At 69.6% G+C, this 23,537-nt stretch carries 23 protein-coding genes; 3 read left to right on the forward strand and 20 right to left on the reverse strand.

What is annotated here, in order from left to right:
- The 15 genes from ABTW65_RS04690 to ABTW65_RS04760 all read right to left on the reverse strand — a co-directional run bounded on the left by ABTW65_RS04690 (position 1) and on the right by ABTW65_RS04760 (position 17,355).
- Entirely contained in the window at positions 1 to 1,311 is a 1,311-nt protein-coding gene (locus ABTW65_RS04690) for an RsmB/NOP family class I SAM-dependent RNA methyltransferase (protein ID WP_502890545.1), read from the reverse strand.
- 124 nt (positions 1,312 to 1,435) lie between these two features.
- Positions 1,436 to 2,356, reverse strand: coding sequence for a methionyl-tRNA formyltransferase (fmt, locus tag ABTW65_RS04695; protein ID WP_350658782.1), 921 nt, complete (start codon positions 2,354 to 2,356; stop codon positions 1,436 to 1,438).
- On the reverse strand, positions 2,356 to 2,901 hold the full coding sequence (gene def, locus ABTW65_RS04700) for a peptide deformylase (RefSeq protein WP_350658783.1): 546 nt from the start codon (positions 2,899 to 2,901) through the stop codon (positions 2,356 to 2,358). Before def ends, fmt begins: the two co-directional genes overlap by 1 nt.
- Positions 2,902 to 2,956: 55 nt before the next feature.
- The gene (locus ABTW65_RS04705; RefSeq protein WP_350658784.1) at positions 2,957 to 5,026 is read right to left on the reverse strand and encodes a primosomal protein N'; all 2,070 of its coding nucleotides are present in this window, start codon (positions 5,024 to 5,026) and stop codon (positions 2,957 to 2,959) included.
- 176 nt (positions 5,027 to 5,202) lie between these two features.
- Entirely contained in the window at positions 5,203 to 6,402 is a 1,200-nt protein-coding gene (metK, locus tag ABTW65_RS04710) for a methionine adenosyltransferase (protein WP_350658785.1), read from the reverse strand.
- A 129-nt stretch (positions 6,403 to 6,531) separates the two neighbouring features.
- The gene (coaBC, locus tag ABTW65_RS04715; protein WP_502890550.1) at positions 6,532 to 7,797 is read right to left on the reverse strand and encodes a bifunctional phosphopantothenoylcysteine decarboxylase/phosphopantothenate--cysteine ligase CoaBC; all 1,266 of its coding nucleotides are present in this window, start codon (positions 7,795 to 7,797) and stop codon (positions 6,532 to 6,534) included.
- A gap of 16 nt (positions 7,798 to 7,813) precedes the next feature.
- A complete protein-coding gene (gene rpoZ, locus ABTW65_RS04720) occupies positions 7,814 to 8,140 on the reverse strand; it encodes a DNA-directed RNA polymerase subunit omega (RefSeq protein ID WP_091041322.1) in 327 nt (108 codons plus the stop codon).
- Between the two features lie 7 nt (positions 8,141 to 8,147).
- On the reverse strand, positions 8,148 to 8,783 hold the full coding sequence (gene gmk / locus ABTW65_RS04725) for a guanylate kinase (protein WP_350658787.1): 636 nt from the start codon (positions 8,781 to 8,783) through the stop codon (positions 8,148 to 8,150).
- A complete protein-coding gene (mihF, locus tag ABTW65_RS04730; protein WP_168381123.1) occupies positions 8,780 to 9,100 on the reverse strand; it encodes an integration host factor, actinobacterial type in 321 nt (106 codons plus the stop codon). The genes gmk and mihF overlap by 4 nt, the downstream gene beginning before the upstream one ends.
- A gap of 322 nt (positions 9,101 to 9,422) precedes the next feature.
- Positions 9,423 to 9,872, reverse strand: a complete 450-nt coding sequence (locus ABTW65_RS04735; RefSeq protein WP_350658788.1) for a hypothetical protein — start codon at positions 9,870 to 9,872, stop codon at positions 9,423 to 9,425.
- Between the two features lie 12 nt (positions 9,873 to 9,884).
- On the reverse strand, positions 9,885 to 10,712 hold the full coding sequence (gene pyrF / locus ABTW65_RS04740) for an orotidine-5'-phosphate decarboxylase (RefSeq protein WP_350658789.1): 828 nt from the start codon (positions 10,710 to 10,712) through the stop codon (positions 9,885 to 9,887).
- The gene (locus tag ABTW65_RS04745; protein ID WP_350658790.1) at positions 10,709 to 11,749 is read right to left on the reverse strand and encodes a quinone-dependent dihydroorotate dehydrogenase; all 1,041 of its coding nucleotides are present in this window, start codon (positions 11,747 to 11,749) and stop codon (positions 10,709 to 10,711) included. Before ABTW65_RS04745 ends, pyrF begins: the two co-directional genes overlap by 4 nt.
- On the reverse strand, positions 11,746 to 15,081 hold the full coding sequence (gene carB, locus ABTW65_RS04750; RefSeq protein WP_350658792.1) for a carbamoyl-phosphate synthase large subunit: 3,336 nt from the start codon (positions 15,079 to 15,081) through the stop codon (positions 11,746 to 11,748). The genes ABTW65_RS04745 and carB overlap by 4 nt, the downstream gene beginning before the upstream one ends.
- A 3-nt stretch (positions 15,082 to 15,084) precedes the next feature.
- On the reverse strand, positions 15,085 to 16,221 hold the full coding sequence (gene carA, locus ABTW65_RS04755) for a glutamine-hydrolyzing carbamoyl-phosphate synthase small subunit (protein WP_350658793.1): 1,137 nt from the start codon (positions 16,219 to 16,221) through the stop codon (positions 15,085 to 15,087).
- 156 nt (positions 16,222 to 16,377) lie between these two features.
- Positions 16,378 to 17,355 (reverse strand): AIM24 family protein, encoded by a 978-nt coding sequence (locus ABTW65_RS04760; protein WP_350658794.1) that lies wholly within the window; start codon positions 17,353 to 17,355, stop codon positions 16,378 to 16,380.
- A gap of 109 nt (positions 17,356 to 17,464) precedes the next feature.
- Between ABTW65_RS04760 and ABTW65_RS04765 the strand changes: the two genes are divergently transcribed.
- Together ABTW65_RS04765 and ABTW65_RS04770 are read left to right on the forward strand one after the other, a co-directional pair.
- On the forward strand, positions 17,465 to 17,998 hold the full coding sequence (locus ABTW65_RS04765) for an endonuclease V (protein ID WP_350658795.1): 534 nt from the start codon (positions 17,465 to 17,467) through the stop codon (positions 17,996 to 17,998).
- 167 nt (positions 17,999 to 18,165) lie between these two features.
- Positions 18,166 to 19,191 (forward strand): PDDEXK nuclease domain-containing protein, encoded by a 1,026-nt coding sequence (locus tag ABTW65_RS04770; protein ID WP_350658796.1) that lies wholly within the window; start codon positions 18,166 to 18,168, stop codon positions 19,189 to 19,191.
- Between the two features lie 3 nt (positions 19,192 to 19,194).
- On the opposite strand, the gene ABTW65_RS04775 is transcribed toward ABTW65_RS04770, so the two are convergent.
- A complete protein-coding gene (locus ABTW65_RS04775; RefSeq protein ID WP_350658797.1) occupies positions 19,195 to 19,782 on the reverse strand; it encodes an NUDIX hydrolase in 588 nt (195 codons plus the stop codon).
- 156 nt (positions 19,783 to 19,938) lie between these two features.
- Here ABTW65_RS04775 and ABTW65_RS04780 point away from each other — a divergent pair, with 156 nt between their 5' ends.
- Entirely contained in the window at positions 19,939 to 20,130 is a 192-nt protein-coding gene (locus tag ABTW65_RS04780) for a type II toxin-antitoxin system VapB family antitoxin (RefSeq protein ID WP_350658798.1), read from the forward strand.
- Here the strand turns inward: ABTW65_RS04780 and ABTW65_RS04785 are convergent.
- The 4 genes from ABTW65_RS04785 to ABTW65_RS04800 form a co-directional block, all read right to left on the reverse strand.
- Positions 20,114 to 20,548, reverse strand: coding sequence for a hypothetical protein (locus tag ABTW65_RS04785; protein WP_350658799.1), 435 nt, complete (start codon positions 20,546 to 20,548; stop codon positions 20,114 to 20,116). The genes ABTW65_RS04780 and ABTW65_RS04785 overlap by 17 nt on opposite strands.
- 109 nt (positions 20,549 to 20,657) lie before the next feature.
- Positions 20,658 to 22,280 carry an ABC-F family ATP-binding cassette domain-containing protein gene (locus ABTW65_RS04790; RefSeq protein ID WP_350658800.1) on the reverse strand — a complete coding sequence of 541 codons (1,623 nt, stop codon included), beginning with the start codon at positions 22,278 to 22,280 and terminating at the stop codon, positions 20,658 to 20,660.
- A gap of 126 nt (positions 22,281 to 22,406) precedes the next feature.
- The gene (locus ABTW65_RS04795; protein ID WP_256328404.1) at positions 22,407 to 22,757 is read right to left on the reverse strand and encodes a DUF2200 domain-containing protein; all 351 of its coding nucleotides are present in this window, start codon (positions 22,755 to 22,757) and stop codon (positions 22,407 to 22,409) included.
- 10 nt (positions 22,758 to 22,767) lie between these two features.
- Positions 22,768 to 23,529 (reverse strand): class I SAM-dependent methyltransferase, encoded by a 762-nt coding sequence (locus ABTW65_RS04800; protein WP_350658802.1) that lies wholly within the window; start codon positions 23,527 to 23,529, stop codon positions 22,768 to 22,770.
- Between the last annotated feature and the right edge of the window lie 8 nt (positions 23,530 to 23,537).

A 23,537-nucleotide genomic window follows, 5' to 3' on the forward strand; every position in this document is an offset into this window, starting at 1 on the left:
CTACGGAGTACGCCGCAGCAGCGCCAGGAACATCGCGTCGGTGCCGTGGCGGTGTGGCCACAGCTGCATGGTGCCTGCCATCGGCCCGGCGCTGTCGGGCACCGTGGCGCCGATCGGCTCGAGGGTGACATCGGATCGGTCCTCGAGCACGCTCTGCACCACGCCCTTGGTCTCGGCCAGGACCGGCGAGCAGGTGGCGTAGAGCACGACACCGCCCGGTCGGGTCAGGTCGATCGCCCGGTCGAGCAGGGAGCGCTGGAGGTCGACGAGTACGTCGAGGTCGGCCGTCGCCCTTCGCCACCGTGCCTCCGGACGGCGGCGCAGCGCTCCCAGGCCGGTGCACGGGGCGTCGACGAGGACCCGGTCGAACGTCGCGTCCTTGAACGGCGGCCTGGTCCCGTCGCCGGCCACGACGCCGGCCGTGCCCGCCACCTGGGTGCCGGCTGCGCGGTCGGTCAGGTTGGCGAGCACGAGTCCGGCACGGTGCGGCTGGCGCTCGTTGGCGAGCAGCACAGCGCTCTGTTGCGCGGCCAGGGCGGCGAGCAGCGCCGACTTGCCGCCGGGCCCGGCGCACAGGTCCAGCCACGACTCGGTCCCGGAGTCCTGCCGGTCGAGGTCGGCCTCGGCCAGAGCGATGGCCACGAGCTGTGACCCTTCGTCCTGCACCCCGGCGCGCCCCTCCGCGACCGCGGCGATGCCGGCCGGTGAGCCGGAGTCGAGCGTGACGCCGAAGGGCGAGTAGGGCGTCGGCGTGCCGCCGAGCTCGTCGACCGTCGCCCGCCCTGGACGGGCGACCAGCGTGACCGACGGCGGTACGTTGTCGGCCTCGAGCAGGGCGTCGATCTGGTCGCGACCGACGGCCTCGGCGAGCCGCTGAATGACCCAGCGCGGGTGGCTGAAGGCGACCGCGGCCCAGCCGTCGTGGTCCTTCTCGCGCGCGGGCGCCACCTCGGCGACCCACTCCTCGAGGGACTTGCGGGTGACCTTGCGCAGCACGGCGTTGACGAATCCCGCCGGTCCTTGGCCGACCTTCGACCGGGTCAGGTCGACGCTGGTCGAGATCGCGGCGTGGTCGGGCACCCGCATGGACAGCACCTGGTGTGCGCCCAGCCGCAGCACGTCGAGCACCTTCGCCTCGACCTTGGCCAGCGGCCGGTCGATGCAGGCGGCGAGCACTGCGTCGTAGGTGCCCTGCTGCCGAAGCGTTCCCGAGGCGAGCTCGGTGGCGAAGGCCGCGTCCCGGCCCTCCAACCCGAGGCGACCGAGGACGTGGGGCAGCACCAGGTTGGCGTACGCCTCATCGACCCGCACCGCCTTGAGCACCTCGAACGCGGCGAGCCGAGCCGGATCGGCGGGCTTCGTGCTGCCCCGCGGCCCCGATCGAGGCGGTCCCTGCGGCCTCCGGCCGGAGCCCGAGCGCCTGCCCGGCTGTGCTCTATTCGAAGGAGACACCGGACTCCAGACGTACGCCGCGGGCCCAGTCAGCCGCCGGCATCTCCTTCTTGCCGAAGGCCTTCACGCGGCCGAGCCGGACCGCCGTGGTGCCGGTGCCGACGAGGACCTCGTTCTTGCGGACGACCAGCTCCCCGGGAGCCACCGCGTCGTCGGCCATCGTGACCGGTCCGACCTTGAACCGCTCGCCGTCGAGCAGGGTCCAGGCTCCCGGCGCGGGCGTGCAGGCGCGGATCTGCCGGTCGATGGCCACGGCGTTCTGCGTCCAGTCGATCTGGGCATCCTCGACGGTGATCTTGTCGGCGTAGGTGACGCCTTCGGTCGGCTGCTCGCGCGCCTCCAGGGAGCCGTCCTCGATCCCGTCGAGCGTGGACACCAGCAGCTTGGCCCCGCCTTCGGTGAGCTTCTCGAAGAGCGACCCAGAGGTCTCGTCGGGCGCCAGCGACTGCGTCATGGTGCCGAAGACCGGGCCGGCGTCCATCGCCTTCACGATCCGGAACGTGGTGGCACCGGAGATCTCCTCGCCGGCCCAGACCGCACGCTGCACCGGGGCGGCGCCGCGGTAGGCGGGCAGGAGGGAGAAGTGGAGGTTGACCCAGCCGTGGGCCGGGATGTCCAAGGCCGACTGCGGCAGCATCGCGCCGTAGGCGACCACCGGGCAGCAGTCGGGCTCCAGCGCCTTCAGCTCGGCCTGGAACTCGGGCTCGCGGGGATGCTCCGGCTTGAGCACCGGCACCCCCAGCTCCTCGGCCCGCTGGGCCACCGGCGAGGGCACCAGCCGCTTGCTGCGGCCTTGCGCGGCATCGGGGCGGGTGACGACACCGACGAGCTCGTGGCGTGAGGCCGCGATCGCGTCGAGCGAGGGGACGGCCACCTCGGGCGTACCTGCGAAGACGACCCTCATCAGAACCCGAACCCGTTCGTCGCGTGCGGCGAGACCTTCACCGTGGGCTTCTCCAGGCCGAACCACTCCGACTCCCGGATCTCCTTCATCGCCGCCTTCCGCGCGGCCTCGTCGAGCCGGTCGATGAAGAGGATGCCGTCGAGGTGGTCGGTCTCGTGCTGGATGGCCCGGGCGAGCAGCTCGGAGCCCTCGATGGTGACCGGCTCACCGTGCATGTTGAATCCCTTCGCCACGACCGACCGCGCTCGGCGGCAGTCGAAGGTGATGTCGGGAAGCGACAAGCAGCCCTCTCCCCCGTCCTGCGTCTCCTCCGACAGGGTCAGATCCGGGTTGATCAGGTGACCCACCTCGCCGTCGACGTACCAGGTGAAGACCCGCAGGCTCACTCCGATCTGGGGAGCGGCCAGTCCGGCGCCGGGCGCCTCGAGCATGGTGTCGGTCAGGTCGGCAACGAGCTTGCGCAGCTCCTTGTCGAAGTCGACGACCTCGATCGCTGGCTTGCGCAGCACGGGGTCGCCGAAGAGTCGGATGGGCTGGACTGCCACTGTTCTCCTAGATGGTCGAGCGTGTCAGGACCACAATACGTGGGCTGAGCGCCGGTCAGAGCGTCGGCGGATCCACCTGGATCCGCACCGGGTGGAGCTTGCGCGCCGACCGCACCCGCTGCAGCTCTCCGAGCGCCTCGGTCAGCCTCACTCCGAGGGATCGCGGCACCCGTACGACCGCGCGCAGCCGTGGCTCTCCGGTCGACGTGGGCTCGGCGGGGACCGGCCCGAGCACCTCCGCGCCCGGCGGCAGCGCCAGCAGGGTGAGCGCGTCGTCGAGCGCTCCGGGAGTGCCCGTGATGGTGGCCAGCCGCGACGCCGGCGGGAGGTGGGCCTCCTGCCGCGTAGCCGCCTCGCGCTCGGCGAACCCGGGCTGGTCCCAGCGCACGAGGGCCTGGAGCACCGACAGCGCCGGGTCGCCGACGACCAGCACCCGCCCGCCCGGCCGCACCAGTCCTGCGGCGTTGCTCCAGCGGCGCAGCGCCTCCTCGTCCGTACGCAGATCCGGCCGCCCCAGCAGCAGCCAGGTGTCGAGCAGCAGCACCGCGGCATAGCCGCCGTCGGCGACCGGCTCGGCGCCGATGGTCGCGACCACGATCGCCGGTGTGCCCGGCACCGTCTGCTTGACCGCCCCCGCCGAGGAGGTCACCACCCGCACCCCGGCGAAGGAGCGGCCCATCTCCTCGGCCGTACGCGCCTCGCCGATGATCGGCGCCCGCAGCCCGAACCCGCCGCAGGCTCCGCACGCCCACGCGGCCTCGACGTGACCGCACCAGCCACACGTCGGTGGCGCGGCCGGTCCGCCGAGCTGCAGCGGCCCCTGGCAGGCCGTGCACCTGGCCGGCGTACGGCACCGGTCGCAGGCCAGCGAGGCCGCATACCCGCGCCGGGGCGTCTGCAGCAGCACGGGTCCGGTGGCGAGCGCGGCCCGGATGATCTCGTGTGCCTCGCGAGGCACCCGCGAGGCGCGGGTGAGCGGGTCCTTCTCGAGGTCGAAGTCGGTGTCGCCGGTGATCTCGATGCTCGCCCGCTCACGGGCCAGCGCTCGGGTGGGTCGGATCTCCTGCGCCCAGCCGGTCTCGGCCAGGAACCCGGCCTCCACCGTCCGCGCGAAGCCACCCACGAGCGCGGCCGCCTGCTCCTGCTCGGCGCGCAGCAGCAGTACGTCGCGCGCGTGCGGATAGGGCGAGCGCTGCTCGGCGAGGAGGTCGTCACCGTCGTCCCAGACGACCACCAGCCCGAGGTCGTGCACCGGCGCGAAGGCGGCCGCGCGGGTGCCGATCGCCACCTTCACCGCGCCCCGAGCGACCCGCAGGAACTCCCGGTAGCGCGACGCGGGCCCGGCGTCTGCGGCCAGCACGGCATGCTGCCCCTCTCCCAGCACCTTCGTCATCGCCGTGTCGAGACGGGCGAGGTCCTTCCAGTCCGGGACCACGACCAACGCACCGCGACCGGAGGCCAGCGTCGCGGCGGTGGCGTGGGCGATCAGGTCGGCGTGGTCGGTGCCGGCCGCGGCGTGCCAGACCGCACGCGGGCCGCCGCCGGAGGTCAGATGGCGTAGGAACGCGGCTGCCGGCTCATGCCCGGCCCAGGCCGCTGCCGCGGCAGCGGCGTCGAACGGCCTCCCGGCCGGGGCGAGCGCGGAGGGCTCCTTCTCGGTCGATGCGTGCCGTGGCGGAATGGCCAGCCGAAGTACGTCGGCCCGGGCACCCGCGTAGCGCCGGGCGACCGACTCGCTCAGCGCGGCCACCTGCGGCGTGAGCACCGCCTCGGAACTGACGACCCGCTTGAGCGGCTGCAGGTTCGCGTGCTCGGAGGCCTCCGCCCGCGCCACCACGAACCCGTCGACGTCCTTGGGCCCGAACCGCACCTTCACCCGGACGCCGGGCTGCGCCTCCTCGGCCATCGAGGCCGGGACCGCATAGTCGAAGGGCCGGTCCAGGTGGGCCATCGGCAGGTCGACCAGGACCTTGGCGACAGGATCGACCTCGGCGATCGACGCCTCAGCGGCCTTCCGCGCCCGCGTCGCCGCGGCCTTCGCCCGCCCCTCCTTCACCCGGTCACGAACCAGCCCGGGCAGCTCCAGCTCGGCTGCCCCGGCTGCCTCCTGCGGTCCCCGGCTCACAGGGGTCATTTCTACCAGCCGCCGCCGACACCCCAACGGCGCCGACCCCTCAAAAACGCCGCTGGCGCCCGTCCCTGGTGAGACGGGCGCCAGACTTCTCAGGCTTTTCCTGCACTTCTCGGGTGTTGCAACGACAGAGAAGTGCAGGAATACCCGGTTAACCGGGTATTCCTACCTCAGGCTCCGGCAGCAGCCTTGAGGGCATCGGCGCGGTCGGTGCGCTCCCAGGTGAACTCGGGGAGCTCGCGGCCGAAGTGACCGTACGCAGCGGTCTTGGCGTAGATCGGGCGGAGCAGGTCGAGGTCGCGCAGGATCGCGGCCGGGCGGAGGTCGAAGACCTCCAGGACGGCCTTCTGGATGTTGGCTTCGGGCACGGTGTGGGTGCCGAAGGTCTCCACGAAGACGCCGACGGGCTGGGCCTTGCCGATGGCGTAGGCGACCTGAACCTCGGCGCGACGGGCCAGGCCCGCGGCGACGATGTTCTTGGCCACCCAGCGCATGGCGTACGCAGCCGACCGGTCGACCTTCGACGGGTCCTTGCCCGAGAAGGCGCCGCCGCCGTGGCGGGCCATGCCGCCGTAGGTGTCGACGATGATCTTGCGGCCGGTCAGACCGGCGTCACCCATCGGGCCGCCGACGACGAAGCGGCCGGTCGGGTTGATGTGGAGCTTGTAGCCGTCGAAGGGAACCGACGCCTTGAACTGCTCGAGCACCGGCTCGATGACGTACTTCTTGATGTCGGCGTGCAGCTGCTCCTGGGTGGTCTCCTCGGCGTGCTGCGTCGAGAGGACGACGGTGTCCACACGCACGGCGCGGCCCTCGTCGTCGTATTCGATGGTGACCTGGGTCTTGCCGTCGGGACGCAGGTAGTCCAGCGTGCCGTCCTTGCGGACCGCGGTCAGCTTCTCGGCCAGCGTCTGCGCCATCTTGATGGGCAGCGGGAACAGCTCGGGCGTGTCGTCGCAGGCGTAGCCGAACATCAGGCCCTGGTCGCCGGCACCCTGCAGGTCGAGCTCGTCGACCGAGCTGTCCAGGCGGTGCTCCTCGGCGGTGTCGACGCCCTGGGCGATGTCCTGGCTCTGGGCGCCGATGGCGACCTGGACACCGCAGGAGTGGCCGTCGAAGCCCTTGAGGGAGGAGTCGTAGCCGATGTCGAGGATCTTCTGGCGTACGAGCTGGGCGACCGGCGCGTAGGCGTCGGTGGTCACCTCGCCGGCGACGACGACCAGGCCGGTGGTGAGCAGGGTCTCGACAGCCACCCGGCTCTTGGGGTCGTGCTCGAGCAGGTAGTCGAGCACGGTGTCGCTGATCTGGTCGGCGATCTTGTCCGGGTGCCCCTCGGTCACCGACTCCGACGTGAAGAGACGTCCGGTCACGTGTAGCTCCGTTTCAAAGGTTCGTGTGGGTTGTTCAGGTAGGCAAACGTCAATCGTTCTGGTCGACAAACATAGACCCCGAACCCCAGGACCGCAGGGGTGGTCCTCATCGTGGCGCGTGGCGTGTCGTCAGTTTGTACGTTGTTCATCCAGGCGTAAGGCGATCTGGTCCCAGATCACCGCTGCGAGGGCGGATTTCGCCCCTTCCTGCACGTCGACGTGGCCTCCGTCGGCGCCCAGGATGACGGCCTTGTTGACCTCGCTGCCGAAGACCGCACCGCCGCTGACGTCGTTGACGACGAGCAGGTCGCAGCCCTTCCGCTTCAACTTGGCCGCGGCGAGCTCGAGCACCGAGCCCGTCTCATCGCCGGTCTCGGCCGCGAACCCCACGACGACCTGACCGGGCTTGGTCCGGTGGTGGGAGATCTCGGCGAGGATGTCGGGGTTCTGCATCAGCTCGATCGTCGGCGCCGACCCGTCGGCGGCCTTCTTGATCTTGGCCTCGCTCACCCCGGTCGGCCGGAAGTCGGCGGGGGCGGCGGCCATGACGACCGCGTCCGCACCGGTGGCCGCGGAGACCACGGCGTCACGCAGCTCGGCGGTGGTGCCGACACGTACGACCTTCAGGCCGGCCGGGTCGGGCAGGGTCACGTTGGCGGCGACCAGGGTCACCTCGGCACCGCGAGCGGCCGCGGCCCGGGCGATGGCATAGCCCTGGAGTCCGGACGAGCGGTTGCCGAGGAAGCGAACCGGGTCCAGATACTCCCGGGTGCCGCCGGCCGAGACGACGACGCGACGACCGACGAGGTCGGCACGCCCACCATGGGTGAGCACGGCACGGGAGAGCTCGAAGATCTCGGCCGGCTCAGGCAGGCGGCCCTTGCCGGTGTCCTTGCCGGTCAGCCGGCCCTCGGCGGGCTCGATGACGATGTTGCCGCGCTCGCGCAGGGTGGCGACGTTGGCCTGGGTCGCCGGGTGCTCCCACATCTCGGTGTGCATCGCCGGGGCGAACACGACCGGGCAGCGCGCGGTGAGCAGTACGTTGCTGAGCAGATCGTCCGCGAGGCCGTGGGCCGCGCGGGCAAGCGTGTTGGCGGTCGCGGGCGCGACCACGACGAGGTCGGCCTGCTGCCCGATGCGTACGTGCGGGACCTCGGTGATGTTCTCGAAGACGCCGGTGGCGATCTCCTTGCCCGACAGCGCCGCCCACGTGGGGGCGCCGACGAACTCGAGGGCGGCGGCCGTGGGGACCACGGTGACGTCATGGCCGGACTCGGTGAACCGGCGCAGCAGCTCGGCCGCTTTGTAGGCGGCGATGCCGCCGGCGACCCCTAAGACCACGCGCGGCCGCTCCCCCTCGAGGGGAGCGGCCGAAGTGGTGCTGTTGGTGGACAGCGGAAGACCTGGACTATCAGGCGTCGGCGGCCGGCGCCTCGGCGGCGGCAGCCTGAGCCGCAGCCTGGGCGGCCAGCTCGGCCGGGTCGATGTCCTCGCAGGTCAGCAGGTCCTCGTTGATCTCGCGCAGCGCGATCGAGAGGGGCTTCTCCTGAACGTGGGTGTCGACCAGGGGGCCGACGTACTCGAGGAGGCCTTCGCCGAGCTGGGAGTAGTAGGCGTTGATCTGGCGAGCCCGCTGGGCGCTGTAGAGAACCAGCTTGTACTTGCTGTCGGTCTTCGTCAGCAGGTCGTCGATCGAGGGGTTGGTCACGCCCTGGGCGTCGATCTGAGGGGCAGCCACGTGAGCCTCACTTGTCGGCTTGGTCGGATTTCTTGCTCGGAAGCCCGAGCGTCATCAAGGTTACCAACTCATCGGCTGCCTGATGAACTTCGTGGTTCACGATCGTGACGTCGAACTCCTTCTCCGCCGCCAGTTCGACCCGCGCGGTCTGCAGGCGGCGCTCCCGCTCGGCCTCGGTCTCGGTGCCTCGACCGACCAGCCGGCGGACGAGCTCGTCCCAGCTCGGCGGGGCCAGGAAGACGAAGATCGCCTCGGGCATGGTCTCGCGCACGAGCCGGGCGCCCTGCAGGTCGATCTCGAGCATCGCCGGGCGTCCCTCGGCCAGCGCCTTGTCGACGGGACCACGAGGGGTGCCGTAGCGCGCCATGTTGTGGACCGTGGCCCACTCCAGGAGCTCGCCATCGGCGATCATCGCGTCGAACTCCTCGTCGGAGACGAACAGGTAGTGCACACCGTGGACCTCGCCCGCGCGCGGCTTGCGGGTCGTCGCCGAGACGGACAAGAAGACCTCGGGGTGGTCGTCGCGCACCGCCGCGGAGACGGTGCCCTTGCCGACCGCGGTCGGACCGGCCAGGACGACCAGTCGCTTCTCGTGGCCTTCGCCGGGACCGGCCGGGGTCTTCTCGTCCGCCATCAGACTCATCGGCGAGCGAACTCCTCGACCAGCGCGGCCACCTGCTTGGGGCCGAGGCCCTGCACACGGCGGCTCATCGCGATGCCGAGACGCTCCATCATCTGGGTTGCCCGCACCTCACCGAGGCCGGGGTGGGAGGTCAGCAGGTCGATGACCTTCATCTTGCCGACGACCTCGTTCTTCTTCCCTTCCTCGATGACCTCGAGGACGGACATGCCGCCAGTGCGGACCTTGTTCTTGACAGCAGCCCTCTCCTGGCGCGAGGCCGCGGCTTTGACGAGCGCGGCAGCGCGCTGTTCAGGGGTGATGTCCGGAGGCAGAGCCACGAAGACTCCCTTTCACGATCAATGTGTGTCGACAGGGCAACCGGGTCGCGCGGTACAGGGATCGTGCCCCCCGGCTGAGCGCTGAAAGTAAGCGCTCGCGCCAATCTAGCCATTACGTTGCCGGGGCGGCAATCGGGGTCGACTAAGAGATTGCGCGGCGGGGGCGCCGTCGCGAGCGTCGCGAGACGGGTGTGATGGCAAGGCGCCGCCTCGAAAGCGGTCTGGTTGCACCGTTGAGAGGCGGCAACGCCGCCAGCGCGCCCGTATCGCGGCGCGTAGCAGGCGGCCCCGGCCGCGAAATCTCTTTCGATCTCCATTCGGTTCACAGGGTCAGGGACGTGTGACAGACGTCCCGGGCCTGCTGCTGGACGCGTACGGACGCCTCCTGCGTCTTCTTGCTGCTCACCTTCGTAGCCGCGTCGGCGATCTTCTTCGCCTCGGCGTCGCTGACGCCCCCGGGCGGCTCGCCGTTCTCGAAGTCGTCGGCCGAGACGCCGGCGTCCTCCAAGGCCGTGCTGAGCCCCGAGATCGCACCCGTGAGCGTCTTCCAGTCCTTCTCGATGTCGTCGGGCGCGTTGCGCTCGAGGTCCTCGAAGATCGGCAGGGCGGCGATCAGCCCGCTGGTGCCGCCCTCCCCCAGGGTGTTCGTCAGCTCCTCCTGGTGCCCCTCGAGGGACTCGCAGTAGTCGTCGATCGGATCACCGCACGAGCTCAGGCTCGTGGCGAGGATCGGCAGGACGAGGAGCTGGGCGGCCATCCGGAGACTGGTCATGGCGCCAGTGTGTCAGCCGAGCTCGTCTCGCAGCCTCAGGGCCTCGTCGCGCAGCGCGGCCACGTCCGGGCCCTTGCGCAGCAGTCCGCGGCTGGTGCTGGCGACCACGTTGGCGTTGGCGGGACCGAAGATCCGGGCGAGGTCGCCAGGGGTGCCGCCCTGCTCACCGAAGCCCGGCGCCAGGATGGGGCCGTTGAACCCGAAGTCGTACGCCACTCCGGCACCGTCCGCGCCGTCGATCGTCGCACCGACGACCGCGCCGAAGGAGCCCAGCGGCGTCTCGGACTCGTTCAGCCGGCGCAGGTGGTCGAGCATGACCCGGCCGACGCTGCGGCCGTCCTCGACCGTCGCGTGCTGCACCTCGGGTCCCTCCTTGTTGGAGGTCAGGGCGAGCACGAACAGCCCGGCGTCGAACTTCGTGGCCGTCTCGACGAACGGCGTCAGCGAGCCGAAGCCCAGATAGGGGCTCACCGTCACCGCGTCGCTGCCGAGCGGGCTCGCGGGATCGAGGTAGGCGGCGGCGTACGCCTGGCTGGTGGAGCCGATGTCGCCGCGCTTGATGTCGAGGAGCACCAGCGCCCCGGCGGCCTTCGACTCCGCGATGACCCGCTCCAGCACCGCGACACCACGCGAGCCGAACCGCTCGTAGAAGGCGCTCTGCGGCTTGACCACGGGGACATGGGGCGCCAGGCCCTCGACCGCGGTCAGGGCGAACCTCTCCAAGCCGGCGAGGTCGTCGTTCAGGCCCCAGTCGAGGAGCAGCGAGGCGTGCGGGTCGATCCCGGCGCACAGCCTCCCCCGCTCGGCGAGGGCGGCGGCGTAGCGAGCACCAAAGCTCATCGAGCCACCCCGTTCGCGATCCGGCGGGCGTAGCCGGGCCCTTCGTAGATGAACCCGGTGTATCCCTGGAGCAGGTCGGCACCGGCGTCGAGGCGCTCGCGGGCGTCCTCGACGGTGGCGATGCCACCGACCCCGATGAGCGTCATCTCGGGGCTGACCCGGCTGCGGAGCAACTGCAGGACGTCGAGAGCGCGCGACTTGAGCGGGGCGCCGGAGAGACCGCCGGCACCGGCCGCGGTGATCTCGGCGGGCGCCGAGGCGAGGTGCTCGCGGCCGATGGTGGTGTTGGTCGCGATGATCCCGTCCAGGCCGATCGCGCCGGCCAGGTCGGCGACCTCGACGACGTCGGAGTCGGCCAGGTCGGGGGCGATCTTGACCAGCAGCGGGACCCGGTGCTTGGTGACCTGGTCGGCGATGGAGCGGACGTGCTCCAGCAGCGGCTGCAGCTTCTCGACCGACTGCAGGCTGCGCAGGCCGGGCGTGTTGGGCGAGGAGACGTTGACCACCAGGTAGTCGGCGTAGGGAGCCAGCAGCCGCGCCGACTTGGCGTAGTCGGCCTCGACGGCCGCCTGGTCGTCCTCCGAGACGAGCTTGGTCTTGCCGATGTTGATGCCCAGGATCGGCCCGCCGGCAGCCGTGCCACGACGCTCCAGACGGCTCGCCAGCCGGGCGGCGACCGCCTCGGCGCCTTCGTTGTTGAAGCCCATCCGGTTGATCACGGCGCGGTCGGCGGGCAGCCGGAACAGGCGCGGCGCGGGGTTGCCCGGCTGCCCCTCCCCGGTGACCGTGCCGATCTCGACGTGCCCGAAGCCGAGCCCGCCCAGCGCGTCGATTCCGACCGCGTTCTTGTCGAAGCCCGCGGCCAGGCCGATCACGTTCGGGAAGGTGAGCCCCATCGTGTGCACCGGGGATCCCGGCGTACGTGTCCTGGCCAGCGCCGGCCCAGCAGCCCGGATCGCGGCGAAAGCCTGCTGGTGGGCACGCTCCGGATCCGTCTTCGTCAGTACCTTGTCGAACAGGGCCCGGTAAGCCTTCACTTCGACGACACCCCACCGTCGTGGTGGCCGACGACGTCACGCCACTCCTGCAGGCTGCGTACGTCGATCTCACCGCGCCGCAGCGCCTCGATGCCCTGCACGGCGGCGCCGAGACCCTGGACCGTGGTGATGCAGGCGATGTTCGCCATCACCGCGGCGGTGCGGATCTCGTAGCCGTCCATCCGGGCGGACTTGGCGTTGGAGGTGCCGTTGGGCGTGTTGATGACGAGGTCGACCTCGCCGTCGAGGATCCGCTGCACGGTGGTCTTCTCGCCATCGGGACCGGTGCCCTCGGAGTGCTTGCGCATCAGCCGCGAGGGCACGCCGTTGCGGCGCAGCACCTCGGCGGTCCCCTCGGTCGCGAAGATCTCGAAGCCGTGGTCGGCGAGCACCTTGATCGGGAAGATCATGGTGCGCTTGTCGCGGTTGGCCATCGAGACGAAGATCCGGCCCTGGGTCGGCAGCGGGCCGAAAGCGCCGGCCTGGCTCTTGGCGAAGGCGCGGCCGAAGTCGGAGTCGAGCCCCATCACCTCGCCGGTCGACTTCATCTCCGGGCCGAGCACAGTGTCGACCTGCTGACCCTCCGGGGTGCGGAACCGGTTGAACGGCATGACCGCTTCCTTGACCGCGATCGGCTGGTTGGGCGGCAGCGCTCCACCGTCGCCGGTCGCCGGGAGCACGCCGGCCGTGCGCAGCTCCGCGATCGACTCGCCGAGCATCACCCGCGCCGCGGCCTTTGCCAGCGGGGTCGCGGTCGCCTTGGAGACGAATGGGACGGTGCGGGAGGCACGCGGGTTGGCCTCGATAACGTAGAGCACGTCGGAGCCGAGGGCGTACTGGATGTTGAGCAGGCCGCGTACGCCGACGCCTTCTGCGATCGCCAGGGTGGCCACGCGGATGCGCTCGACCTCGGCGGCGCCGAGGGTGATCGGCGGCAGTGCGCAGGAGGAGTCACCGGAGTGGATCCCGGCCTCCTCGATGTGCTCCATGACGCCGCCCAGGAACAGCTCGGTGCCGTCGTAGAGGGCGTCGACGTCGATCTCGACGGCGTCGTCGACGAACTTGTCGACCATCACCGGCTTGTCCGGGGTGACCTCGGTCGCGGCCTCGATGTAGGAGCGCAGCGCGTCGTCGTCGTAGACGATCTGCATGCCGCGTCCGCCGAGGACGTAGGAGGGACGCACCAGGACCGGGTAGCCGATCTCCGCGGCGATCTCGCGGGCCTCGTTGAACGTGGTGGCCATGCCGTGCTTCGGCGCGACCAGGCCGGCCTTGTGGAGCACCCGCCCGAAGGCGCCGCGCTCCTCGGCGAGGTGGATGGCCTCGGGGCTGGTCCCGACGATCGGCACGCCGTTGTCCTTGAGCGCCTGCGCGAGCCCGAGCGGGGTCTGGCCGCCGAGCTGGCAGATGACGCCGACGACCGGTCCGGCCTGCTGCTCGGCGTGAACGATCTCGAGCACGTCCTCCAGGGTGAGCGGCTCGAAGTAGAGCCGGTCGGAGGTGTCGTAGTCGGTGCTCACCGTCTCGGGGTTGCAGTTGACCATGACGGTCTCGTAGCCGGCCTCGCTCAGCGCGAGGGAGGCGTGCACGCAGGAGTAGTCGAACTCGATCCCCTGCCCGATCCGGTTGGGTCCGGAGCCGAGGATGATCACGGCTTCCTTCTCCCGGGGCGCGACCTCGGTCTCCTCGTCGTAGGAGGAGTAGTGGTAGGGCGTACGCGCCTCGAACTCGGCCGCACAGGTGTCGACCGTCTTGTAGACCGGGCGGATGTTCAGCGCGTGGCGTACCCCTCGGACCACGTCCGCGGTCATGCCGCGCATCTTGCCGAGCTGATAGTCGGAGAAGCCGTGGCGCTTGGCGTAGCGGAGCACGTCGGCGGTCAGCTCGGGCGCCGCGATGATCTCCTGGGCGATCTCGTTGATCAGGAAGAGCTGGTCGACGAACCAGGGGTCGATCTTGGTGCTCTCGAAGATCTCCTCCGGCGTCGCACCGGAGCGGATCGCGTCCATGACCCGCTTGAGCCGGCCGTCGGTGGGGACCTTGATCTCCTCCAGCAGCGCGGGCTTGTCGAGCTCGATGACCTCCTGAGTCCAGTCGAAGACCGCCTCGGGCTTCTCCAGGCTTCGCAGCGCCTTCTGGAGGGCCTCCGTGAAGTTGCGGCCGATCGCCATCGCCTCGCCCACGCTCTTCATGTGGGTGGTCAGGGTCGTGTCGGCGCCCGGGAACTTCTCGAAGGCGAAGCGCGGGACCTTGACGACGACGTAGTCGAGGGTCGGCTCGAACGACGCGGCGGTCGAGCCGTTCGGCCCGGCGGTGATGTCGTTCTCGATCTCGTCGAGGGTGTAGCCGATCGCGACCTTCGCGGCGATCTTGGCGATCGGGTAGCCGGTCGCCTTCGAGGCCAGCGCCGAGGAGCGCGAGACGCGGGGGTTCATCTCGATGACGATGATCCGGCCGTCGGCCGGGTTGACGGCGTACTGGATGTTGCAGCCGCCGGTGTCCACGCCGACGGCGCGGATGATGCCGATCGCCAGGTCGCGGAGCTTCTGGTACTCGCGGTCGGTCAGCGTCAACGCCGGAGCGACGGTGATCGAGTCGCCGGTGTGCACGCCCATCGGGTCCAGGTTCTCGATCGAGCAGACGATGACCGAGTTGTCCTTGCGGTCGCGCATGACCTCGAGCTCGTACTCCTTCCAGCCGAGGATGGACTCCTCCAAGAGCACCTCGGTGGTGGGGCTGGCCGCGAGACCGGCGCCGCCCAGGCGGCGCAGCTCGGTCTCGTTGTACGCGAAGCCCGAGCCCGAGCCACCCATGGTGAAGCTGGGCCGGATGACCACCGGGTAGCCGAGCACCTCGGCGCCGGCGAGCAGGTCGTCGATGCTGTGGCAGATGACCGACTTGGCGCTCTCGCCGCCGAGCTCGGCGACGATCTTCTTGAACTCCTCGCGGTTCTCACCGCGCTGGATGGCGTCGATGCTGGCGCCGATCAGCTCGACGTCGTACTTCTCCAGGATCCCGCGCTCGTCCAGGGCCACCGCGCAGTTGAGCGCGGTCTGGCCGCCGAGGGTGGCCAGGAGGGCGTCGGGGCGCTCCTTGGCGATGACCTTCTCGACGAACTCGGGGGTGATCGGCTCGACGTAGGTCGCGTCGGCGAACTCCGGGTCGGTCATGATCGTGGCGGGGTTGGAGTTGACCAGGACGACCCGGATCCCCTCCTCGCGCAGCACGCGACAGGCCTGGGTGCCGGAGTAGTCGAACTCGCAGGCCTGGCCGATGACGATCGGCCCAGAGCCGATCACGAGCACGGACTTGATGTCCTCGCGCTTGGGCATCGCTCAGACCTCCTTCGCCATGAGAGAGATGAACCGGTCGAAGAGGTAGGCGGCATCGTGCGGGCCGGCCGCTGCCTCCGGGTGGTACTGGACCGAGAAGCCCTTGAGCTTCCCCGTCTCGGCGTCCTTGAGCTCGAGGCCCTCGACGCAGTCGTCGTTGAGGTTGACGTGGGAGACGGACGCGATCCCGTATTCGGTCTTCGTCTCCTCCCCGATCGGAGCGTCGACGGCGAAACCGTGGTTGTGGGCGGTCACCTCGACCTTGCGGGTGGTGAGGTCCATGACCGGCTGGTTGATCCCGCGGTGACCGTACTTCAGCTTGTACGTCCCGAAACCGAGCGCGCGGCCGAAGAGCTGGTTGCCGAAGCAGATGCCGAAGTAGGGGATGTTCTCGGCCAGCGCTGCCTTGAGCAGCTCGACCTGGCCGGTGGTCGCGGCCGGGTCGCCGGGGCCGTTGGAGTAGAAGAGCCCGTCGGGCTTCGTGGCGAGGACGTCCTCGAGGGACGCGGTCGCCGGGAGGACGTGGACCTCGATGCCGCGCTCGGCCATCCGCTCCGGGGTCATCTCCTTGATGCCCAGGTCGAGGGCCGCGACGGTGAACCGCTTCTCGCCCTTGGCGGGGACGACGTACGCCTCCTGGGTGCTGACCGCGTCAGAGAGGTTCGCACCGCTCATCTCGGCGCTGGCGAGCACCTTCTTCAGCAGGGCCTCGGGGTCGGTCTCGATCGTGGAGATCCCGACGCGCATCGCGCCGCGCTCACGCAGGTGGCGGGTCAGGGCACGGGTGTCGATCCCGCTGATGCCGACCACGGACTGGTCACGCAGGTCGTCATCGAGGCTGCGCTGGGCGCGCCAGTTGGAGGGGACCCGGGCTGGGTCGCGTACGACGTATCCGGCCACCCAGATCCGGCGGGACTCGGGGTCCTCGTCGTTCACGCCGGTGTTGCCGACGTGCGGGGCGGTCATCACGACCACCTGCTGGTGGTAGCTCGGGTCGGTCAGCGTCTCCTGGTAGCCCGTCATACCGGTGGAGAAGACCGCCTCGCCGAAGGTCTCACCCTCGGCACCGAACGACTCCCCCCGGAACGATCGACCATCCTCGAGTACGAGGAGTGCTTCTTTGTGGGCATGCAGCGGCACGCCGTACCTCCTTCTCCGCCTCACAGGACGGTGCTTAAAGGATGTCGGTCAACTTGCTGGTGACAGTATCAAGCAGATGCCGGTTGACGGCAGTTGGCGTCCGCCGCGTACGCCAGCAATGTGACGTACGCGGCAGTCGGCCGGCTGGGGTCGGGCTCAGCTGTGCGAGTGGGGCGGGACGACCCCGCCCTCGGACGGCTGCACGATGACGAAGCCGGCGCCGTGGAAGGCGACCTGGAACGCCTCGCCGCTGCCACGGCCGATGAGGGCACCGGCGGTGAACGACTTCTGCAGGCTGGTCTGCAGGCCGAGCGACCAGCCGACGACCGCGTTGGTGTCGGTGAAGGTCGGCGACTCGCCGGCGTTGAGCACCACCGGGTCACCCTCGGTGGTGACGGCGATCCAGCCGGTGCCGCGCAGCGTGGTGTTGAAGAGACCGCCGGTGAGCATGCCGGCGCCCTGGACCCGCTCGATGTTCCACTGCAGGCCGCCCGAGAAGGCGAGCACGTGGTCCCCGTTGATCGAGATGCCGGAGTTGTTCAGCTGGAGGATGTGGACCTCCTTGGCCGCGTCGGCCAGGAAGACATCGCCCTGGCCCTCGACGCCCATCAGGCTGAGGCCCTCACCGGTGACGGCCTTCTTGAGGAACTTCCCCACGCCGCCGCCCTGGTACTTGAACTGCACGTTGCCCTGGTAGGCCACCATCGAGCCCTGGCGCGCCTGGAACGGCTCCCCGACGCGTACGCGCAGGAGCCTCTTGTTCTGCAGCACCGCGCCCTCGCCCTGGATCTCGGCGAAACGGCCGTCGATCAGGTCACCCGAGATCCCGGCGAACGGGTCGCCGGTGGGCTGGGCCTGCGCGGGCTGCTGCCCGTACTGGGCGGCCTGCTGACCATACTGGGCGGACGCGGCCTGGGCCGGCTGCGCCTGGGCGCTCTCACCGTACGCAGCCTGCACCGCCTGCGCCGACCCGACCTGGGTCGGCGCCTCCTGCTCCACAGTGGCCTGAGGCGGCGTCAGGGGCGCCGTCGACTGCTGCCCGCCCGTGGACACGTGCTCGGTCCACTGGCTCCCGTCGTAGTAGCGAAGCTCGGCCTGTCCGGTCGGGTCCGGGTACCACGCTGCGTCCGTCATCTCTAACCCTTGCGTTCACGGACCCACATCGGTCCTTCTCGCCTCCATCCTGGCATGTGCCGTATGCGCGACTCGCCGGTGTTCCACTCGGTCGCCCTATTCTGTGATCGTGACGACCAGGTTCGGTGCGACCGACGTCCACTACCCGCCATCCGGTGGGGGGCATGCAGCCTTGGTGGTGAGCACCGAGCGGGAGTTCACCTCGATCAGCGAGGAACGTACGGCCTGGCTCGATACCGTCGCCGACTACGCCCCTGGCAGGTTCTACGAACGAGAGCTGCCCGCCTTGACGGCCCTCCTCGCTGACGCCGATCCGCTCGACGTACTCATGGTCGACGGCTACGTCGACCTCGACCCGACCGGACGGCCCGGGCTGGGGTGGCATGTCTGGGACGCTGGGCTCGCCCCAGCGGTCATCGGCGTCGCCAAGACCAGCTTCCGCGCCGCCACCCACGCCGAGCCCGTCCTACGCGGAACCTCGACAAGGCCGTTGTACGTCACGGCCGCCGGAATGCCGCTGGCAGATGCCGCTCACCTGGTCCGCACCATGGCCGGCTCCGCCCGCCTACCTGATGCGCTGCGAATCGTCGACCGCCTCGCCCGAGCCGCGCCTCCTGTCTCCGGCGACGAACAGATGATCTAATCAAGGCAACTCAGGCGATCACTCCGAAGTACCGGGCCAGCCAGGTCTGCGAGAAGGGGCCGCCAGTCGCGAGGGTAAGTAATAGCGCCACAGGCGCCTCCAGGAGCGGCGAACGTACCGCCTGCAATCGCAGGCGGTGATTCGTACGCCTCCAAGGAGTAACGACCATGACCGACGACCTTTCCCTGCCCGACGGCTACGCCAAGTGGCTCGGGGACCTCAAGGACCGGATCCGCTCTGCGCGACAGCGGGCCGCGCTCGCCGTCAACACCGAACTTCTGCGTCTCTACTGGCAGATCGGCCGAGAGATCGCCGATCGCCAGGAAGCCCAGGGCTGGGGAGCAAAGGTAATCGCCAGGATCTCCCAAGACCTGCGTCTCGCCTTCCCCGATATGACTGGACTGTCCAAGCGCAACCTCGCCTATATGCGCGCGTTCGCACTGGCTTGGCCGGATCCGGAATTTGTGCAGCAGCCTGCTGCACAAATTCCGTGGACTCACCACCAGGTGCTTCTCGACAAGTTCGACGATGCCCAGCCACGGTTGGCCTACGCCGCGGCAGCTGTCGAACACGGCTGGTCGCGCAACGCCATGTCGATTCACATCGACGCCCGCACTCTGGAACGTTCCGGGCGTGGGATCACGAACTTCGAACGTACGCTCCCGCCCGCAACCTCTGACCTTGTTCGAGAGATCGTCAAGGACCCCTACAACTTCGAGTTCCCTTCGACAAGCTCAGGACATCGCCTCGGCGTCGGCGGCGAAGCCATGGAGCGTGAGATCGAGAAGGCCCTGGTCGACCACGTCACCGAGTTCTTGGTGGAGCTCGGGGTCGGGTTCGCGTACGTCGGGCGTCAGGTTTCCCTTGAGGTCGGCGGGGAGGACTTCTTCATCGACCTGCTCTTCTATCACCTCAGGCTGCGCTGCTACGTCGTCATCGAGCTCAAGGCCGGGAAGTTCAGGCCCGAGCACCTGGGGCAGCTCAACTTCTATCTGGCGGCGGTCGACGGGGAGATGGCGCATCCCGACGATGCCCCGACGATCGGGATCCTGCTGTGCCAGAGCCGCAACCAGGTTGTCGCGGAGTACTCGCTGCGCGGTTCAACACAGCCGCTCGGAGTAGCCGAGTATCAGTTGCGGGCCAGCCTGCCGAGTGTCGAGCGACTACAGCAGGAGCTGAGCGGTCCTGAGTGAGCCTCAGGCGCCGAGGGTCTTCATCTTGTCGAGCATCCGACCCATGTGCGGGTCGAACAGCCTCGGGTCGGCGGCGCGGATCTCGGAGGGTGTCCACCAGCGCACGCCGGCGTACTCCCGTTCGTCGGGCACCAAAGGCTCACGGTGGTCGTGGGCGAGGACGAACCAGAGACTGACGTCGGTGTGCGGGTCCGGGCGGTCGCGCCGGGTCGCGGTGACGGTGATGAAGAACGGGCGTGGCCCGAGATCAGGATGGAACCGCGCCTCGACGCCCAGCTCTTCGAGGCACTCGCGACGCACGGTGTCGGCGGGATTCTCACCGGGATCGACGTGACCTCCTGATGGCAGCCACAGCCCCGACTTGCGGTGGTCGCCCAGCAGGATGTGACCACTGACCGGGTCTACGAGCAGGAAGTAGGAGACCAGGTGCTTGGCCGGCTCGGTCGGCGCCGTGGTGCGCCGGAACACGTCGTTCGTCACGCACAACCACGCCGACGCGTCGCCGATGTGGCCGCTCTCCACGTCGTCTAGCGGCTCGATCGAGTCCACCATGATCGTGATGTCGGTCAGCATTCGGTCCTCCGGGCTCATGGTCGTGCACCGTAGCGGCGAGCACCGACATCCCGACCTGGCGCGGCTCCAGGTGAGTGCGACACGATGTGACGGTTGTCGCAGGTCATTGCGTTGCATGGTTGTGCACCGCTAGCGTTTCGATGTTTCATCCAGATTTCCGTGCGGGGGTACGCAATGACCGAGACGTCGATCAGCATCGACAAAGAGCTGTTGGCCGAGGCGAGAAAGATCGCCGGGACGACGACCAACCAGGCTGCGATCGACCACGCACTGCGTGATCTGGTCGAGCGTGAGGCCGCCTCGGCGGAGTTCGACCGCATCGTCTCGCGCGAGCTCGGCGACACGAAGGTCACGCTGGAGTTCTGAGCTCACCGAGCTCGTCCAACGGGACCGGCCAGAAGTCTTGGTCGGTCGCGAGGTGGATGACGTCGACCGGCACCGCCGCCACCGCACACGCCCCGTAGAGATGGGCGGCGTTCTTCCGGTCCGACAGGCTCGGTGGTCCTCCGCCCGGCCGGCACAGCAGGAGCTCGACCCGGTCGAGGCCCAGCTCATCGACCAGGTCGTGCAGCATCGTGGCGACGTTGGCAGCGCCGTCGTCGCCGATCTCGACAGGCACCTTCTCGATCTGGCACAGCTGTGGGAACGGGACGCCGTCTGCGCCGACGAGCATGAACCACAGCCGCGGCTCGGGCCAGCCGAGTGGGTTGATCAGGTGTCGCCAGGCGGCCTCGACGTCGGCCTGGGTGCGGAGGACTGGAGCGTACGGAATCTTGTCGGTCATGGGTCAAAGGCACCACGGCCCGTCGAGGAGGACAACGACGATCTCGTCGCTTGTGGATAACTCTGCTCATCCACAGGGTTTCGCCCGTAAGTGGCCCGTCGGCGACGCCTCAGGGCACGAGTCTGTGCTCGGGTCCCGACCAGCGCCGCCGCAGCCAGCGGTCGTGGGAGGCGACGACGATGGTGCCCGGGGTGATTCCGATCGCTTCCTCCAGCTCGCCTGCCAGGGTGAGCGAGATGTGGTTGGTCGGCTCATCGAGAAGCAGCAGGTCGGGGCCGGTGGCGATGGCGATCGCCAGGTCGAGCCGGCGACGCTGGCCGACGCTCAGCGCGCCGACCGGCCGGTTGAGGTCGCGCGGGTGGACCAGGCCCAGATCACGTAGCGGCACCTGGGTCGCCAGCATCTCCCCCACCGACTCCAGGTAGACGTCGGCGACCTTGCGGCGCAGGTCCCCGAACTGAGGATCCTGGGTGAGCTCCTCGACGTGTCGGGCGCTGACCTGGACCTCCCCCGAGGTCGGTTTCACCCGGCCGGAGATCACTCCGAGCAGCGTGGACTTGCCGCTGCCGTTGGGCCCGGTGATCAGCAGGTGCTCCCCCGCCATGACGTCCAGGACCGGCAGGCTGACCCGCTCCTCGACCACCAGGTCGCGCACGACGACCATCCTCCCGCTCGTGCCTGCAGCCGACAGCGCGGCATTGAGACGCAGGGGCGGCGGTGGCTTGCGTACCTGTGCCTCCTCGGCCTCCTCCAGCCGCCGGTTGGCGTCCTTCTTGCGGCGGGCGACGGTGCGCTCGACGTTGCTGCCCTTGAACTTGTAGATGAACTTGTCGTTGTCGGTCGGGCCGCGGTTGTGGGCGATCGCGTCGTTGCCGATCTTGGTCGCGGTGCGGAGGCGCTTGAGCTCGTCCTGCTGCTCGGCGTACGTCTGCTCCCACCGCTCGCGAGCGGCCTGCCGTGCCTCCTCGTAGGCGCTCCACCCGCCTCCGAAGAGGCGGCCGCCGGCACCGTCGGTGCCGAAGGCGGTCGGGTCCAGGTCGAAGAGGCCGGTGGCGACCTCGTCGAGGAAGACACGGTCATGGGAGGCCATCAGCACGACGCCGGGGAGGTCGCGCAGGAACTCCCCCAGCACCGCGACCGCCTCGTCGTCGAGGTGATTCGTGGGCTCGTCGAGCAGCAGCGCGTCGGGACGGCGGGTGATCGCAGTCGCCAGCGCCAGCCTGGTCCGCTGGCCGCCGGAGAGCGTGCTGATCGGACGCTCCCGATCCAGGCCGCTGAGGCCGAGACGCTCGGCGGCCAGGATGGCCCGCCGGTCGGCGTCCCACGCGTCGTGGGCCACCGCAAAGTCGAGCGCGCTCGCGTACGTCTCGGCGACCTCGGGGTCGTCGAGTCGGTCAGCGAGCGTCTCGACCGTGGCGACGGCCTCGCGGAGCGGGCGCAGGGTGGTGGCGAGTACGTCCTCGATGCTCGCCGCATCGCGGAACGGCGGCTCCTGCGGCAGCCAGACGAGGTCGTCGGGCGCCTCGAGCGTGCCTGTGCGTTGGGCGGTGCGCGGCAGCCGGTGTGCGATAGCGCGGAGCAACGTGGACTTGCCGGCACCGTTCTCCCCCACGAGCGCGATCCGCTCGCCCGGGGAGACGGTGAGGTCTATCCCGGCGAGGACGGAGCCGCTGCGGAAGGAGACGGAGAGGTCGCGGACGACGATCGGTCCGGAAACGATGGAAGATGACATGCAGCGCTGGCCTTCGGGTTCGAGGACGACCCGCCGGGCATATGCCTCGGGCGCGAGTCGGAGGTCAGCGCAAGATCTTCATGATGAGTAAAGAGTACGCGGCCGACGGCCGCGCCGTCCAACCGATTAACCGCGCAGGATCTTCTCCATCGCCTTGCCCTTGGCCAGCTCGTCGACCAGCTTGTCGAGGTAGCGCACCTGGCGCATCACCGGGTCCTCGATCTCCTGGACGCGCACGCCACAGACCACGCCGGTGATCAGTTCCGAGCTCGGATTGAGGTCGGCGGCGGCGAAGAACTCCTCGAAGCTCGTCCCCGCCTCGATGTGCTTGGCGATCGCGTCGTCGTCGAAGCCGGTGAGCCAGGTGATCACCTGGTGCAGCTCGGCCGTGGTGCGGCCCTTCTTCTCGACCTTCGTCACATAGTGCGGGTAGACGGAGCCGAAGGGCATCTTGTAGACGCGCTCGAGGTTATCCACGCTCCCGAGCCTAACCCGGACGCTCCGCGACGAGCTGGTACATCCCGGCGATACGTACGAACGGCTCCTGGTCGCACAGCTCGCGCTCGAGCTCGAGGAGGCGGTCGAAGTAGGCGGGGTCGTTCTTGGCGTCGTTGTCGGTGAGCAGGTCGTTGGCGATCCTGGTGCCGAAGCGGCCGGTGAGCTCCAACCCCGCGGCGGCGAGCTCGGCCTCGAGGTCGGCCATCGAGACCTTGCGTACGTCATGGTCGAAGGTCACGGCGTGCTTGGTGTCCGCGCGCAGCTCGGTGAGCGCGGGCTCGGGACCACCCGTGACCAGCTGGCGCAGCACCATGCTGGCCGGGTTGGGGACCATCACCGAGAGCCGGCCGCCCGGGCGCAGAGCGGCCGCCAGGCGGCGTACGTCTCCGGCGGCGGCCGAACGATAGTGCAGCACGAAGTGGCACAGGACCAGGTCCCACTCGCCCGCCGGCAGGTCGTCGAGGCCGCCGACGAGCGTGGTCAGCGACGTGCCCGCCTCAACTGCCCGGCGCTTCGCCTCGGCCAGCCAGGACTCCGACGGGTCGAGGATCGTGACGTCGTGCCCGGCCAGCGCCAGCGGCAGCGCGTCCATCCCGTCCCCACCACCGACGTCGAGGATCCGCAGCCCCTCACCCAGCTCCGCACACTGGCGCCGGAGGATCTCCTCGACCACGGTGTAGCGGATCCGGCCCCACGGAGTCGCGGTGTAGGCGCGCCACTGCGCGAGCTTGTCGGAGAAGACGTCGGTCATGGCGGTGG

The sequence above is a fragment of the Nocardioides sp. NPDC127503 genome (assembly GCF_040302165.1).
Lineage (GTDB): Bacteria > Actinomycetota > Actinomycetes > Propionibacteriales > Nocardioidaceae > Nocardioides.

Bases quoted from the DNA above. Each gene is read 5' to 3' on its own strand.
- fmt (WP_350658782.1), bottom strand. From the start codon at position 2,356: ATGAGGGTCGTCTTCGCAGGTACGCCCGAGGTGGCCGTCCCCTCGCTC.
- gmk (WP_350658787.1), bottom strand. From the start codon at position 8,783: ATGAGTCTGATGGCGGACGAGAAGACCCCGGCCGGTCCCGGCGAAGGC.
- ABTW65_RS04735 (WP_350658788.1), bottom strand. From the start codon at position 9,872: ATGACCAGTCTCCGGATGGCCGCCCAGCTCCTCGTCCTGCCGATCCTC.
- pyrF (WP_350658789.1), bottom strand. From the start codon at position 10,712: ATGAGCTTTGGTGCTCGCTACGCCGCCGCCCTCGCCGAGCGGGGGAGG.
- carB (WP_350658792.1), bottom strand. From the start codon at position 15,081: ATGCCCAAGCGCGAGGACATCAAGTCCGTGCTCGTGATCGGCTCTGGG.
- ABTW65_RS04760 (WP_350658794.1), bottom strand. From the start codon at position 17,355: ATGACGGACGCAGCGTGGTACCCGGACCCGACCGGACAGGCCGAGCTT.
- ABTW65_RS04770 (WP_350658796.1), top strand. From the start codon at position 18,166: ATGACCGACGACCTTTCCCTGCCCGACGGCTACGCCAAGTGGCTCGGG.
- ABTW65_RS04775 (WP_350658797.1), bottom strand. From the start codon at position 19,782: ATGAGCCCGGAGGACCGAATGCTGACCGACATCACGATCATGGTGGAC.
- ABTW65_RS04780 (WP_350658798.1), top strand. From the start codon at position 19,939: ATGACCGAGACGTCGATCAGCATCGACAAAGAGCTGTTGGCCGAGGCG.
- ABTW65_RS04785 (WP_350658799.1), bottom strand. From the start codon at position 20,548: ATGACCGACAAGATTCCGTACGCTCCAGTCCTCCGCACCCAGGCCGAC.
- ABTW65_RS04790 (WP_350658800.1), bottom strand. From the start codon at position 22,280: ATGTCATCTTCCATCGTTTCCGGACCGATCGTCGTCCGCGACCTCTCC.
- ABTW65_RS04800 (WP_350658802.1), bottom strand. From the start codon at position 23,529: ATGACCGACGTCTTCTCCGACAAGCTCGCGCAGTGGCGCGCCTACACC.